Source organism: Pseudomonas sp. GM17, assembly GCF_000282175.2.
Classification (GTDB): domain Bacteria; phylum Pseudomonadota; class Gammaproteobacteria; order Pseudomonadales; family Pseudomonadaceae; genus Aquipseudomonas; species Aquipseudomonas chlororaphis.
The window spans coordinates 3,786,334-3,801,056 of the sequence record NZ_CP124732.1; the positions used below are offsets into that span (position 1 = coordinate 3,786,334).

At 65.5% G+C, this 14,723-nt stretch carries 13 protein-coding genes; 6 read left to right on the forward strand and 7 right to left on the reverse strand.

Annotated features, from left to right (window positions below):
- Positions 1-45: 45 nt before the first annotated feature.
- The 5 genes from PMI20_RS16985 to PMI20_RS17005 form a co-directional block, all read right to left on the reverse strand.
- Positions 46-2,319: a hybrid sensor histidine kinase/response regulator gene (locus PMI20_RS16985; protein WP_007931898.1), complete on the reverse strand. Its 2,274-nt coding sequence runs from the start codon at positions 2,317-2,319 to the stop codon at positions 46-48.
- Positions 2,316-3,098, reverse strand: coding sequence for a substrate-binding periplasmic protein (locus tag PMI20_RS16990; protein WP_007931900.1), 783 nt, complete (start codon positions 3,096-3,098; stop codon positions 2,316-2,318). The genes PMI20_RS16985 and PMI20_RS16990 overlap by 4 nt, the downstream gene beginning before the upstream one ends.
- The gene (locus tag PMI20_RS16995) at positions 3,095-3,811 is read right to left on the reverse strand and encodes a response regulator (protein ID WP_007931902.1); all 717 of its coding nucleotides are present in this window, start codon (positions 3,809-3,811) and stop codon (positions 3,095-3,097) included. Before PMI20_RS16995 ends, PMI20_RS16990 begins: the two co-directional genes overlap by 4 nt.
- Positions 3,812-3,917: 106 nt before the next feature.
- Positions 3,918-4,550, reverse strand: coding sequence for a TetR family transcriptional regulator C-terminal domain-containing protein (locus PMI20_RS17000; protein WP_007931904.1), 633 nt, complete (start codon positions 4,548-4,550; stop codon positions 3,918-3,920).
- A 102-nt stretch (positions 4,551-4,652) separates the two neighbouring features.
- Complete coding sequence (locus PMI20_RS17005) at positions 4,653-5,702, reverse strand: ABC transporter substrate-binding protein (RefSeq protein ID WP_007931906.1); 1,050 nt, start codon at positions 5,700-5,702, stop codon at positions 4,653-4,655.
- A 206-nt stretch (positions 5,703-5,908) separates the two neighbouring features.
- Here PMI20_RS17005 and PMI20_RS17010 point away from each other — a divergent pair, with 206 nt between their 5' ends.
- From PMI20_RS17010 to PMI20_RS17020, 3 genes are all read left to right on the forward strand, one after another.
- Positions 5,909-7,870, forward strand: a complete 1,962-nt coding sequence (locus PMI20_RS17010; protein WP_007931908.1) for an oxidoreductase — start codon at positions 5,909-5,911, stop codon at positions 7,868-7,870.
- A 70-nt stretch (positions 7,871-7,940) separates the two neighbouring features.
- Positions 7,941-8,558, forward strand: coding sequence for a cupin domain-containing protein (locus PMI20_RS17015; protein ID WP_007931910.1), 618 nt, complete (start codon positions 7,941-7,943; stop codon positions 8,556-8,558).
- Positions 8,559-8,829: 271 nt separating this feature from the next.
- Positions 8,830-9,954: an endonuclease/exonuclease/phosphatase family protein gene (locus PMI20_RS17020; protein ID WP_007931912.1), complete on the forward strand. Its 1,125-nt coding sequence runs from the start codon at positions 8,830-8,832 to the stop codon at positions 9,952-9,954.
- 45 nt (positions 9,955-9,999) lie between these two features.
- On the opposite strand, the gene PMI20_RS17025 is transcribed toward PMI20_RS17020, so the two are convergent.
- Positions 10,000-10,698, reverse strand: a complete 699-nt coding sequence (locus PMI20_RS17025) for an alpha/beta hydrolase (protein WP_007931914.1) — start codon at positions 10,696-10,698, stop codon at positions 10,000-10,002.
- 171 nt (positions 10,699-10,869) lie between these two features.
- Here PMI20_RS17025 and PMI20_RS17030 point away from each other — a divergent pair, with 171 nt between their 5' ends.
- Positions 10,870-11,811: an AraC family transcriptional regulator gene (locus tag PMI20_RS17030; protein WP_007931917.1), complete on the forward strand. Its 942-nt coding sequence runs from the start codon at positions 10,870-10,872 to the stop codon at positions 11,809-11,811.
- 33 nt (positions 11,812-11,844) lie between these two features.
- On the opposite strand, the gene PMI20_RS17035 is transcribed toward PMI20_RS17030, so the two are convergent.
- Entirely contained in the window at positions 11,845-13,047 is a 1,203-nt protein-coding gene (locus PMI20_RS17035) for a PrpF domain-containing protein (RefSeq protein WP_007931919.1), read from the reverse strand.
- A gap of 233 nt (positions 13,048-13,280) precedes the next feature.
- On the opposite strand from PMI20_RS17035, the gene PMI20_RS17040 reads away from it, so the two are divergent.
- Both PMI20_RS17040 and PMI20_RS17045 read left to right on the forward strand, forming a co-directional pair.
- Positions 13,281-13,634: a DUF3302 domain-containing protein gene (locus PMI20_RS17040; protein ID WP_007931926.1), complete on the forward strand. Its 354-nt coding sequence runs from the start codon at positions 13,281-13,283 to the stop codon at positions 13,632-13,634.
- A gap of 3 nt (positions 13,635-13,637) precedes the next feature.
- Positions 13,638-14,597: an HlyD family secretion protein gene (locus tag PMI20_RS17045; protein WP_007931928.1), complete on the forward strand. Its 960-nt coding sequence runs from the start codon at positions 13,638-13,640 to the stop codon at positions 14,595-14,597.
- The last annotated feature ends 126 nt before the right edge of the window (positions 14,598-14,723 follow it).

The window sequence follows — 14,723 nt, forward strand, 5'->3', positions numbered from 1 at the left end:
GAACCTGAAGATCAAAGATGTAAAAAGTCGTAAGGATTTTGTACGTCAGCCCTCCAGCAGTGCATCCAGGGTCTGCAGGGAGCGTTGCAATTGCGCGTTCACCTGCGGGGCCAGGCGCTGCACCGCCTGCTGATCGTTGCCCAGCGCCGCCGCCTCCAGCGCCCGCATGACCCTGGCCAGGGCGCTCAGGCCCATAGAGTCGCTGCTCCCGGCCAGACGGTGGGCCAGATGGGCGATCTCGGTGCAGTCGTCGGCCGCGATGGCGTCCGTGAGCGTCACCCGGTGCTGGGCCAACGAATCGCGCAGTACCATCAGCAGGCCCTTGAGTTTCTCGGTGCCCAGCAAGGCACGATGGGTTTCCAGCAACGCCCCGTCCAGTTCTTCATCGGCCTGTGCCGCGGCAGCCAGCGGCGCCTGGCCCGCCAGTGCCTGGCGCAGGCTGTGCAGTTTCAGCGGCTTGGCCAGAATGCCTTGCATGCCGGCCTCCAGGTAGCTGCGCACCAGGGCCGGCTGGACGCTGGCAGTCAGGGCGAAGATCCGACAGTCGCGATTGGCCCCCGGCGTGCCACGAATGCGTTTGCACAGTTCGACGCCGCTGATGCCTGGCAGGTGCACGTCCAGCAGCATCAGGTCGAAACGCCGCTGCCGGCAGAGCGCCAGGGCCTGGCTGGCCTCTTCGGCGAGCCAGACCCGGTGCCCATCGCTCTCCAGCAGGCCGCTGACCACCTCGCGGTTCAGCGCCACATCCTCGACCACCAGAATCTCCAGCGCCTGGACCGGCGTGCTGGCCGTCGCGACTTCGCTGCCGCCAACGGCGGCCTGCAACTCCAGCTCGAACCAGAAGCGACTGCCTCGCCCCACTTCGCTGTCGACGCCAATGCGGCCGCCGAGCAACTCCACCAGATGCTTGCTGATCGCCAGGCCCAGGCCGGTGCCGCCATAACGCTGCGCGACCTCTTCGCTGGCCTGGGTGAAACGCTCGAAAATCTTCTCCTGCATCGCCGGGGCAATGCCGATGCCATTGTCGCTGACGCTCAGGCGCAGACGCTGGCCGCCCTGCTGCGCCGCCTGCTGCGCCGCCTGCGGCACCACCTCGACCGCCACGACGATCTGCCCGGCCGTGGTGAACTTGATCGCGTTGGCCAGCAGGTTGCTCAACACCTGGCGCAAGAACTGCTCGGCGCCGTGCAGGCGCTCGGCCAGTTGCCCATCGATCCGGCTGTGCAGGCGGGTACCGTTGCCCTGTGCCCGCGGCTCCAGCAGCGTCAGCACTTCGTCGATCAGTTGCCGCACCGAGAAGTCCACCGGTTCCGGATGGCTTTCGCCCTCCTCCAGCCGGGCGAAATACAGCACCTCGTTGAGGATCGTCAGCAGGCCTTCCCCGGCTTTGTACAGGGCTTCCAGGCGTTTGCCGTCGCGCTCGTCGAGGGGCGCGCCGCGCAGCAGTTCGGCCATGCCGAGGATGCCGTTGAGCGGCGTGCGCAACTCGTGGCTCATGGTGGCGAGAAACCGCGACTTGGCGAGGTTGGCCGCTTCGGCCTCGTCCTTGGCGCGCATCAGGCTGGCGGTGCGCCGCTCGACCATTTTCTGCAGCTCGTCGCGCTTGTCCTGCAAGGCCAGGCGATCGACTTCACGGCGGTCGATATCGCTGAGGATCGCCCGGCGCATGTCATCCAGGGCGTGGGCCACGGTATCGATTTCGTCTTCGCCGCCGCGGCGGCTCTTGTCCAGGCGCAGCGGCTCATGCCAATCGCCGTCAGCGACGCGCCGGGCGAATCCGGCCATCACTTGCAGGTGACGGGTCACCAGTCGGTAGAACAGCCCCGACAACGCCACCGCCAGGCCGCAGAGAAACACGCTCATCCACAGCAGGCTGGTCAGCCCGGTGGCGTACAGGCGCCGATGCACGGCGCCCAGGTCGGTACTGACTTCCAGCTGGCCCAGGTGCCGCGAGCCACCGCTCGGGGGCTGGTAATCCAGCTCGAAACGCTCGATGCGCAGCGGCCCGCGCGGCTCGGGGTTGCCCTGCACGAGGTCGAAGTCCGGACTGCGCAGGTGCACCCGGGCCACGTCGGAGAAGTCCACCAGGCCGCGCAGCTGCACATTCAGTTGCTCCTGGTTCAGGTCCCACAGGCTGCGCTCCAGGCTGGCCAGGTAACCGGCGCGGATCAGCGCCATGCGCGAATCGATGTCGCGCATTTCCCGGCGGTACTCGAAATACAGCTGCACGGTGCTGGCGAGCACGGTGAAACACAGGCTGAACAGCAGGATGAATAGCAGCAGGCGTCGCAGCAGGCCGCCGGGCCGGGCGCTGATCATCGGGCATCCGCCGGTAGCTTGAGCATGTCGCGGTAAGTGGCCTCGCTTTCATTCAGCCAGCGTTCGATCTCGCCGGCATCGACCATGCGCTGCAGTTGCGCATCGATTTCCGCCATGCGCCGGGCCAGCGGGGAGCGCCGCGACACCGCGATCCGCAGGTAGTCGACGCTCAGGGCCGCGGGCAAGGCGACGATGTCTTCGGCCCCCGGCAGGCGCTCGACGAACAACTGCCCGGTGCGCCGTTCCTGGGTGATGAAGTCGATACGGCCGCGAATCAGCTTGCCAAAATTCTGCTGGCTGTCGGACACCCATTCGATATTGCGGTGCCGGGCGACAAAGCGGTCGAACTCCAGGCCGTAGCTTTCGCCGAACAGCAAGCCGCCGCGGTAACCGGCCAGGTCTTCGAGGCGTTCGAAGCGCACCGGATGGCGGCGATTGACGAACACCGCGACCTCTTCGCGCAGCACCGGCACGCTGGAAAAACGCATGCTCTGCTCGCGTTGCACGGTGCTGTAGGCCAGGATCACGTCGACCTGCCCTGCGGCGGCGTCCAGCAGGCAGCGCTGCCAGTTGCCGAGCACCACGATCTCGACCTCGTAGCCCAGTTGCCCGAACAGCTGCTTGACCACGTTGGGCGCCAGGCCGCGCACCTGCCGGCCATCGCTCCAGGACACCGGCGGATACACCGGGTAGTCGCAGTAGCGGATGCGCTCGGCGGCCAGGGTGCCGAGCGGCGCCAGCAGCATCAGCAGCGCCAGCCATCGCCCGAGGGCATTCATGCCGCCACACTGGCCGTGAACAGATACCCGGCGCCGTGGATGGTGATGATCAGTTGCGGCTCGGCCGGATCGTCATGCAGCTTGCGGCGCAGGCGGCCGACCAGCACATCGATGGAACGGTCGTTGGGCACCCACTCGCGGTTGCGGATCTGGTCCATCAGTTGGTCGCGGCTCAGGGTATGCCCGCTGTTGCGCAGGAACACACTGAGCAGCTGATATTCGCCCTGGGTCAGCAGGGTTTCGCCGCCGGCCTGGTCGATCAGGCGCCGGCGATCGGTGTCCAGGGCCCAGGCGGCGAACTGTCTGACCGGGCGCGCGATCGCCGGCTCGGGCTTGCAAGCCTGGGCATGGCGCACCCGACGCACCAGGTTTTTCGCCCGGGACACCAGCTCGCGCGGGTTGAGGGGTTTGATCACGTAGTCATCGGCACCGCATTCCAGGCCCACGATGCGGTCGATCTCGTCGTTGCGCCCGGTGATCAGGATGATCCCCACCTCCGAACGCACCCGCAGCTCCCGGGTCAGGGTCAGGCCGTCCTTGCCCGGCAGGCGGATATCCAGCATCACCAGATCGACCACGTGGGAAGCCAGGAAGGTTTCGGCCAGCTCCGCCGTCTCGGCGCAGTGCACCTCGTAACCTTCCTGGGAGAGATAGGCATGCAGCAGTTCGCGAATCAGCGGATCGTCGTCGACGATCAGTACCCGAGGAGTCATCGCTTGTTGTCCTGGACCTGCCCGAAGGCGCGTTTCTTATTAGAGTTTTACCGCATCAGCGCCCAGAGGTTAGCCACTGCTGAACGATCGATCAACAGCCCTCCGTCTATCGCCGGAAACGCCGCCGGGCACCGGCCTGCAAACCGTCGACCCAGGCTTCGCAGATCTGCATGCCCTGGTTCGGGGTGAACGTCCCGGGATTGAGCCCCGACTCCAGCCAGAGCCCATCGAGCAAGGCACTGAGGCTGATCGCGGCGAGGTCGGCATCGAAGTCTTCCCAGCCCTCCTCCGTGGCCAGATCGCCGAGCACCCCACTCAGCTCGTTGCGGTATTCGCCATAGGAGTGCTCGTGGGCCTGGTTGATCGCCTCGGCGGTCTTCACCGCGCCCCAGAACGCCAGCCAGGCGTCGAGCAACTGCGGGTCGAGCAATTCGGCCGAGAACGAGGCGCGAAAAAACGCCGACAAGCGCTCCCGGGCACTCGGCGCGGCCTGGGCCATGGCCTCGCGCAACAGGTTCATGACCCGTCCGGTCACCGCCAGATAGGCCTCGGCCACCAGTTCGTCCTTGCCCGAATAATGATGGCTGATCAGCCCTACCGACACCCCGGCCTCGGCACAGATCCGCCGTATCGAAGCGCCCTGGAAACCATGGCGCTTGAGGCAGACCAGGGTGGCTTCGATCAGATTGGCCTTGCGCAGTTCCGGCTCCATCCGGGAAAAACGGGCTTCCTGAGTCATCGGCGGCAATCTCCTTTGGGCAATCGATGGGGGCGGCGCTGAACGACTGTACAGCAAGAACCTTCGCCGCCTCCAGCGCTGGCCACGATGGGCCCCGGGTGTTTACTTGCTGGCCCAGGCGTTGAAACGCTCTTCGAGTTCCTCGCCATGATCGACCCAGAACCCCACGTCCATCGCCAGCGCGCCCTTGAGGTTCTGCGGGGCGGTGGGCACCCATCGCGACAGGTCGGGAGCGAGCCGGGCGGCGGCCTCGGTGTTGGTCGGCCCGTAGGGAATCTGCTCGACGTACTTGAGCTGGGCCTCGGGCCGGTTGGCAAAGGCGATGAAACGCTTGGCCTGGTCGGCATGCCTGGAGCCCTTGATGATCGCCCAGTAATCCATGCCGTACAGGCTGCCGGGCCAGACCAGCCCCAGGTGGCTGCCGGCCTGGGCCGCCTGCGCGACGCGGCCGCTATAGGTCGAGGTCATCACCACATCGCCGGCCGCCAGCCACTGGGCCGGTTGCGCCCCGGCCTCCCACCACTGGATATGGGGCTTGAGCTGGTCGAGCTTGGCGAAGGCGCGATCGACACCCTGCGGTGTATTCAGTTGCGCATACACGTCTTCGACTTTCACCCCGTCCGCCAGCAGCGCGAACTCCAGGTTGTACACCGCGCGCTTGCGCAGGCCGCGCTTGCCGGGAAACTTCGCCACGTCCCAGAAGTCCGCCCACGACGCCGGCCCCTTGGCCAGTTTGTCCGTGTCATAGGCGATGGCCACGCTCCATACCAGGGCCGCCGAACCGCAGGCTTGCGCCGCGTCGGCAATCAGCTGGTCGGCGCGCCCCAGGACCTTCCAGTCCAATGGCTCGTACATACCCTCCTCACAACCGCGCATCAGGTCCGGACCTTCGATCTGCACCAGGTCCCAATCGACATTGCCGGTGTCGACCATGACCTTGATCCGGGCCATCTCGCCGTTGTACTCGCTCTGGATCAACCGGCTCTGGTCAATGGCGCTGAACGGCTGGAAGAACGCCACGTCCTGGGCCTTTTGCCCGGCGCCGCCGTAACCGACCACCACCATTTCCGGCGCCGCCTGGGCGCAGTCCAGGCCTGCAACCAGGGACAGCAACAAAGGGGAGAAAACGTGCTTGAGCGTATTGGATTTCATCGCGGGTTCCTCGTGCAGGTACCACGTGAGCAAGGTGCCGACGCAGCCCATTTTTATTGTTGTGAGGTTCGCCCCAGGGGTGGGCGCAGGTCGAAGCTACTGCAACGCCAAGTAAAAAAACAAGTTGATTTTTTACTAAGGGTAAATTTCTATAGGGAAAAACAATAACGCCGAACCTCTTGGCCGCGGCCCGCTGGAGCACCTGCATGTCGATCTCAAGCCCTGCTTTCGCCCATCTTTTCGAGCCATTGCAGCTACGTGGCAAGCGTCTGAAGAACCGCATCATGTCCAGTGGTCACGACACCTCGATGCCCACCGACAACCTTGTCAATGAACAGCTGATCGCCTATCACCGGGCACGGGCCGAAGGCGGCGTCGGGCTGATCGTGCTGCAGGTGGCCGGGGTCCACGACAGTGCGCGCTACACCTCCCATGTGCTGATGGCCACCGACGACGCCTGCATCGACGGCTATCGGCAGCTCGCACAGACCTGTCACGCCCACGGCACCCTGGTGCTGTCACAGATCTTTCACCCCGGGCGGGAAATCATGGAGTCCAGCGACGGCCTGCTGGCGGTCGCCTATGCCCCTTCGGCGGTGCCCAACGAACGCTTCAGAGTCATGCCCCGAGCCCTGGACCAGGGCATGATCGACGAGATAGTCGGCGGTTACGCCGCGGCTGCGCGCCGCCTGCACCAGGCCGGGCTGGATGGCGTGGAAATCGTCGCCAGCCATGGTTATCTGCCGGCGCAATTCCTCAACCCGCGGGTCAACCGGCGCGGTGACGGGTACAACGGTGACCTACAGCAGCGCCTGCGCTTTCTGCGCGAGGTCATCGCGGCGGTGCGGGCCAGTACCGACGAACAGTTCATCATCGGCCTGCGCATCAGCGCCGACGAGCGCGACCCCGAGGGCCTGACCGAGGACGAATCCCTGGCGGCCGTACAAGCCATGCAAGCGCAACTGGACTACGTGCATATCGTCGCGGGCACCTCGGCGTCCCTCGGCGGCGCCGTGCACATCGTGCCGCCGATGGCCATCGAGGCGGCCTACCTGGCCCGGGAAGCCGGGACCTTCAAGGCCAGCCTGAAGATTCCGTTGTTCGTCACCGGACGCATCAACCAGCCCCAGGAAGCCGAACTGATCCTCGTCCGCGGCCAGGCGGATGTCTGCGGCATGACCCGCGCACTGATCTGCGATCCGCAGATGCCGAACAAGAGCGAGGCCGGGCGCGCCGAAGACGTGCGTGCCTGTATCGCCTGCAACCAGGCGTGCATCGGGCACTTTCACAAGGGGCTGCCGATCTCCTGTATCCAGCACCCGGAAACCGGGCGTGAACTGCTGTTCGGCGCCATGCAGCCCACCGTCAGGCCGCGCCGGGTGATGGTCGCCGGCGGCGGCCCGGCCGGGATGAAAGCCGCGGCGGTGGCCGCGCAGCGTGGGCATGAGGTGACCCTGTATGAGGCCAGCGCACAATTGGGCGGCCAGGTGTTGCTGGCGCAACTGCTGCCGCGCCGCAGCGAGTTCGGCGGCGCCAGCACCAACCTGCAGCGGGAGATGGAACTGGCTGGCGTGCGCGTGATGCGCAACACCCGCGTCGACCGCGCCCTGATGGAGCGCGAACGGCCGGACGTGGTGATCATCGCCACCGGGGCCGAGCCTTATTGGCCGGCCTTCGAGCGCGGCGGTGAATTACAGGTGGTGGATGCCTGGCAGGTGCTGCGCGATGAGGTGCCGCTCGGGCGCTCGGTGGTGGTGGTCGACTGGCGCTGCGACTGGATCGGCCCCGGCATCGCCGAACGCCTGACGCGCGCCGGGCATCAGGTGCAGTTGGCGGTCAACGGCACCCACTGCGGGGAAAACCTACCGCTCTACGTGCGCGATCAACTGGCGGGGGAACTGCATCGACTGGGCATCGCCATCACGCCCTATGCCCGGCTCTACGGTTGCGACGACAACACCGTCTACCTGCAACACACCGCCAGCGGCGAACCGATGTTGCTGGAGAACGTCGATACCCTGGTGCTCTGCCAGGGCCATCAGCCGCTGGACAGCCTGGCCAGCGAGCTGCAAGGGCTGGTGGAATTCCAGCGCATCGGCGACTGCCTGGCACCGCGCACCGCCGAGGAAGCGATTTATGAAGGATTGAAAGTCGCCTGGCAGCTTTGAGCCTGTTTATACTCCGAGGCCTTCAGGCGGGCGCGGCGACGCGCCCACCCTTCCCGGTTCGGAACACGCCATGAGCAACAGCAGCACGACGCCGCCTGCCAGCAGCGCGCCCACGCCAGCGAGCGGCGCGGCAGCGCCACACTTTCTCGGCACGCGGATTCGCGGCCTGCGCAAGCGCCGCGGCATGACCCTGGCCACCCTGGCCCGGATGAGCGAACTGACGGCCGGCTATATCAGCCAGCTGGAACGCAACCTGGCCTACCCGTCCATTCCCGCGCTGTTCAATATCGCCCGCAGCCTGGGCGTGACCATCCAGTGGTTCTTCGCCAGCGAAGCCAGCACCGCGCCTGAAGACAGCGGCTACGTCGTACGCAAGAACAGCCGCCTGAGCGTGCATTACGAAGACGGCATCGTCGACCAGTTGCTGAGCCCGCAGCCCAACCGCCAGCTGGAAATCCTCCACTCGCGCTTTCCGCCCGGCACCTACAGCCAGCAAAGCTACAGCCATGAGGGGGAAGAAGCCGGTTATCTGCTGTCCGGGAGCTTCGAGCTGTGGGTCGGCGAGCGCTACTTCCAGCTCAACGAAGGCGACAGCTTCAGCTTCTCCAGCCAGGAACCCCACCGTTATGGCAATCCCGGCGAGGTCGACGCGCTGGTGATCTGGGTGATTACCCCGCCGACCTTCTAGGCCCCAGCCTTTACCCTTTGGCGCCAAACCCGGCATGGAAACGGACTTCGCCCCAAGGGCTGCTTCCGTCAAAGGGCAATGCCTGAAAATATTCGGCCGGCACACCTAGCAGCAACAACCCGTCCCAGGCCCTGAAGCCGAAGCGGCCGTAATAGCCGGGGCCGCCCGGCACCACTTACCCCTCGGTGCCCAAACCCGGCCTGTCGGCATTCGGTCATTTTTATCGGTTGTAATGCCCATTGACGTCCGCCCCTCGCAAAGGAAGAGCCCGATGAGACTTGCGTCCTACAACGTTGAAAACCTGTTCAACCGCGCCAAGGCCATGAACCTGGAAGGCTGGGCCGAAGGCAAGCCGGTGCTGGAGCGTTTCGCCAAGCTCAACCAGTTGCTGGGCGAGCCCATCTACACCGACCAGGACAAGGCGCAGATGGTCAAGCTGCTGACCGAGCTGGGCCTGAGCAAGTCGGACCAGGGCCCGTTTGTGATCCTGCGGCAAAACCGCGGCAGCCTGGTCAAGCGGCCCAAGGCCGGCGGCCTGGAGATTGTCGCCAACGGCCGCACCGAGTGGGTCGGTTCGCTGGAGCTGATCGAGGCCCCGGTGGACCTGGAAGCCATGCGCAATACCGCGCGGGTGATGATCGACCTGCAAGCCGATGTGCTGGCGGTGGTCGAGGCGGAAAGCCGCCCGGCCCTGCGCGACTTCAACACGGAAATCATCGGCGCCCTGGGCGGCCCGCTGTACCGGCATGTGATGCTGATCGACGGCAACGATACGCGGGGCATCGATGTCGGCCTGATGACCGCCGCAGGCTACCCCATCAGCCAGCTGCGCAGCCATGTCGACGACAGCGCGGCCAACGGCGAGCTGATCTTTTCCCGCGATTGCGCGCAGTTCCATATCCCACTGCCTTCTGGAAAACAAAAGGACAAGCAGCTGATCGTGCTGGTCAACCACCTCAAGAGCAAAGGCTTCGGCGGCCTTGCGGCCTCGGCGAAAAAACGCCTGGCCCAGGCCGAGCGGATCAAGCTCATCTACCAAGAGCTGGTGGCCCAGGGCGAGGCCTATATCGCGGTGGTCGGCGACTTCAACGACACCCCGGACAGCGCGCCACTGGAGCCCTTGCTCAAGGGCACCGACCTGAAGGATGCCTTCGTCCATCCGGCCTTCGACGACGGCGGTTACCCCGGCACCTTCGACACCTGCAAGGCGGCGAACAAGATCGACTACCTGCTGCTCTCCCCCGCGCTGTTCGCCACCGTCACCGCCGGCGGCGTATGGCGCAAGGGCATGTGGCCGGGCAGCCAGCCCAAGCGCTGGGAGGTCTACCCGCAGCTGGACAAGAAGGAAAACGCCGGCTCGGATCACGCGGCGGTGTGGGTCGACCTGGATCTGTGAGCCGAACAGGCCCCGCTCTTGAGCGGGGCCTGAGGCGCGGCCTGGTCAGCCCTTGACGGTGGCGCTGGCGGCCTCGTGGATAAAGGCCGCGACCTGCGCCGCCCGCGAGGCCAGCGAGGCATGGGAACTGGCCAGGGTGAGGGTCTTTTGTGGGTTGAGCCGGGCCGCCATCATTTGCTGGTTGCGCGGATGGATCATGCGGTCGTCGCTGGAGATCTGGTACCAGGAGGTTTTTTTCTTCCAGGCCGGCGCACTGATGGTATCGCCGAAGGTGCTGGCCAGCGGCGCCTTCTGGGTCACCGCCATGACCAGCGCTTCGTCGGCGCCCAGGTCCTGGCAGAAGCTCTCATGGAAGGCCGCTGGCTTGAGCCACAGATAGCCATCGCTGTCGGGCTCGAGGTTGGCCGCCGCCGCGGGCAGGTGCTGCTGGGTGATCGAGCCCGGGCTTTCCCCGGCATCCGGGGCGAAGGCGGCGATATACACCAGCCCGACCACGTTGGGCTGGTCGCCCACTTCGGTAATCACCGCGCCGCCGTAGGAATGCCCCACCAGCAACACCGGGCCATCGACCTGGGCAATCATCTTGCGGGTGCGCTCGACGTCATCGGCCAGCGACGTCAAGGGCATTTCCACCGCGCGGATCGCGCTGTAACCCTTGCGTGCCAGCTCGATGATCACCTTGCTCCAATGGGCCGCATCGCCCCAAAAACCGTGCACCAACACAATCGTAGGCTGACCACTCATGAGCTTGAATCCTCTGTCTGGATAAAGGCCGCTCGCCGATGGCGGCGGTACTGCCAGGCCCTGGGCATTGCGAGGCAGGTCGCTCGTCAAGTGACAGGCAGGAGACGCCCTCCCCCGTGCTGGCTTATGCTCGGGCACGCTCATTATCGAAGGGGGCGGTGCCGACCGACCATGACCGAAAAGCCGAAGACTGTGCAGAGACACCTGCCCCCAGCCGCCTCGCCAGCCGACCTCCGGCACCCGGCCGCCGATGTGTTTTTCGAAGTGTTCAGCCTGGCGCGGATGCATGGCGAGCTGCTGGGCGAGACGCTGCTGCAACCCGGCCAGCTGCTGCAGCGAGCGGCGGGCGGCGCCTGCTTCCATGTGATCCAGGACGCCGGCTGCCAGCTCAGGCTCGACGGCAATAACCAAGCCACCAGCCTGATGCCCGGGGACATCCTGTTCGTGCCCCACGGCCAGGCTCATCAACTGCACAGCGCTGCGGATGCCAGCCCGGACCTGCCAGCGCGCATCACCAGCGGAGTCTTCCGGTTCGAGGGCGGGTGCGGCCAGGCCTTGAGCCAGGGTTTGCCCGGGGTGCTGCAAGTCAGCTGCCAGGGCGAGGACCCGAGCGACCTGATCGGCTCCCGTGAATGGCTGTCGCTGACGGTGGCGGCGATGCAGAAGGAAGTGCGCAACCCGTCGATCGGCAGCAGCATCATGCTGTCGCGGATCATCGACCTGATGTTTATCTGGGCCGTGCGCCATTGGCTGGCCCACGCCCCGCAAGGCATCAGCGGCTGGATCGCCGCCCTGCGCGACCCGCTGGTCGGCCAGGCGCTGGCGCTGCTGCACGCCGAACCGGGCGCGGCGTGGAGCGTCGAGCGCCTGGCCGGCCTGGTCAACCAATCGCGCTCCAACCTGGCGCAACGCTTCACCCGCCTGGTGGGCCAATCGCCGATGCGTTACCTGATGCACTGGCGCATGCAACTGGCCAGTCAGCGCTTGCAGACCTCCAGCCTGCGCATTTCACGGATCGCCGAACAGTTGGGTTATGAATCCGAAGCCGCCTTCAGCCGGGCCTTTCGCCGGGAGTTCGGGGTCGCCCCCAGCGAATATCGCTCACGGGGTTGAGCGGATTTGCTGCCACCTTTCCGGTCCGGGACCTCAGCCGCGCCCTTGCAACGCCTCGAACAACGCCGCCGAAGCGTTGTACAACGGCACCCGGCCCTTGAGCAGGATCTGCGCGCTGCGCCGGTAGGCGGCCGCGTCGATACGCATCGAGCCACCCTCCTCGCGCGCGGTGATCAAGGTGTCCAGCACCCCCGCCGGGTTTTCGATCGACACCGGGTATTCCGCCGTGGTGGTGCCCAGGGGTTTGGGCGTCTTGAGCAGTTCATGGGCCACGGTGCCTGGCGCCAGGCAGGCGGCGGCCAGGCAGCAGCCCCCGGAGACGGCCAATGAAGGATGGGCGTTTTGCGGGGTGAAATACCGGGTGTTGATATCGCCCACGCCCTGGGCCGGGCTGACGATGCAGATCTTCGGCAGGGTTTCGCTGCGTTGCAATTCATCGGCGCTCATCAAGGCGCCACTGCGGTTGCGCAGTTGCATGCGCAAGCCGCCCTCGACCATCAAGCCAATCAACCGGGCCTTGAAGTCGGCATCGGCGTCCAGCTGTGCCGGGGTTTCCAGGCCGGTCTTGCCCAGGTCCGCGGCCTGGACGATGACCATTGGCACCGCCACGTCGAGGCAGGTGGCGCGCACGCCATTGAGCAGGTCGATGCGTTGCCCGGTGGGAAACAGCTGGCCGGTCTTGGCTCCCACCGGATCGCTGAGAAACAGGTCGACCCCGGGGAACACGCCATTGACCCCGGGAATGCGCGTATCGCTCAGCAGGCGACCGTCGCGGAACGCCAGGCGCGCGAGCATGGTGGTCTGGGTATTGCTGTTGAAGATCTCGATCTGCGCGCTGTCCTCGTCCGCGCTCAGCCAGCCACGCTCCAGGGCATACAGGGGCAAGGCCGCCGACATGTTGCCGCAGTTGACGCTCCAGTCGATCGCGCTTTTACCCGCCGCCAGCTGTGCCAGGGTGCTGACCATCCGCGCCTCGCCAGGCTGGCGCTCGGCGATGAACACCTTGTTGCTGGTGGGCCCGCCACGGCCCAGGCCGGTGATCTGGTTATTGCCCGGCAGCTCGCCGCTCAACGGCACCCCCATCAGGTGGCGCAACAGCTCTTCGACCAGCAACGGGTCCTCGGGCAGGGTTTCGCGAGCCAGGATCACACCGGTGGAGGTACCACCGCGCGCATGCCAGACAGGGAATTCAACGATGCCGGCGCGGATTTCGGGAAGGTCCAGTTCAAAAGGCATGATCGGGCTCGCAGTGATGGACGACAGGCAGCGATCATAAACCGCAGCCTGGGCGAGCGCAGCTTTCCAGGTCCAGGGCCGTGCGCGCCCTGCAGGGCAGCCAGGCAGATGAACGAACTTGAACTAGTATGGATTGCGTAAGGCCCGCGCCATCGGGCTGTCCCATGGCCGTGGCTGACCAAGGTGTTTCATAAGCGGTTGCGTGCGAGCTGAAGGCTTCCGGGAGGCGAATCATGCTCGATCAGATTGCGCTGGGCATGCTTGTCTTCGCCGGAATAACCCTGTTCTACGGAATCATCGTCCTGCACGACATTCCCTACGAAATTGCCGTCCATCGGAACCATCCACATCAGGACGCCATTCACGCGGCAGGCTGGGTCAGTCTGTTCACGCTCCATGCCCTGTGGCCGTTCCTGTGGATCTGGGCCATGTTGTACCGCGAGGACCGGGGCTGGGGTTTCGCGACCGACAAGGCGCGGATGCAGGCCGAAAGAGATCTGGCCCAAGAACTGGCCGAGCTGCGACAGCGGGTCGAGCGACTGGAAGGACAATCCCAGGCCGGGCCCCGCCCGGAAGGGAAGCTGTGACCCATGGACCTGTTACTGATCCTGACCTACACCGCCATCTGCGTGGCCATCTTCAAGATCTTCCGTATCCCGCTGAACAAATGGACGGTGCCCACCGCCGTGCTGGGCGGCGTGGTCTTGATCGGCGCGCTGATTTTCCTGATGAACTACAACCACCCCTATTCGGAAGTGGCGCGCTCCTACTTTGTCTCGGTGCCCGTGATCCCGGTCGTCACCGGCCGGGTGATCGAGGTGCCGGTCCAGGGCAACACGCCGCTGGAGCCGGGCGACGTGCTGTTTCGCATCGACCCCGAGCCTTTCGAGAACCGCCTCAAGTCGCTCAAGGCCCAGCAGACAGCGGCGCGGGGCGACCTGTACCGGATCAACGAGTTGATCAGGCGCAACTTCGGCACCCGCCGTGAGCAGGAAGCCGCGATTGCCCGGGTCGACGACCTGCAGGCTCAGATCGACAACGCCCAGTTCGAGCTGGACAGCACCGTGGTCCGCGCCCCGAGCAAAGGCTTCGTCACCCATGTGTCGCTGCGCCCGGGAATGATGGCGAGCAAGCTGCCGCTGCGCCCGTCGATGGTGTTCATTCCCGACGAGGGCCATTACTTCTCTGCCTGGATGCGCCAGAACAGCCTGCTGCGCCTGGTCCCGGGGGACGAGGCGGAAGTGGCGTTCGACGGTATCCCCGGCCGGGTATTCAAGGGCCGGGTGAAGAATGTCATCACGGTGATCGGCGAAGGACAGGTCCAGCCGTCCGGCACCCTGCTGAGCTACACCGGCTCACCGCCGCCGGGGCGGGTGCCAGTGGTCATTGAAATCACCGACCCGGACTACCTGCCCTACGCCAGACTCATGCCCGGTGGCGCCTATGGCCAGGCAGCGCTCTACAGCCAGCACTTCCACCATGTGGCGATCATGCGCAAGATCCTCCTGCGCATGTCGGCCTGGATGAACTACATCTTTCCGTTCCATTGACGGCCGGGATCGGGCCTGAGACTCGATGCGTTGCAAGTCCGGCTTGATTTCACCTACCGGTCGAGTGGCTGCTTTCGCCTGTTTGCCTCGACAGAAAAAGCGGGTGGGCCGCTTGTTTCCCTTCTC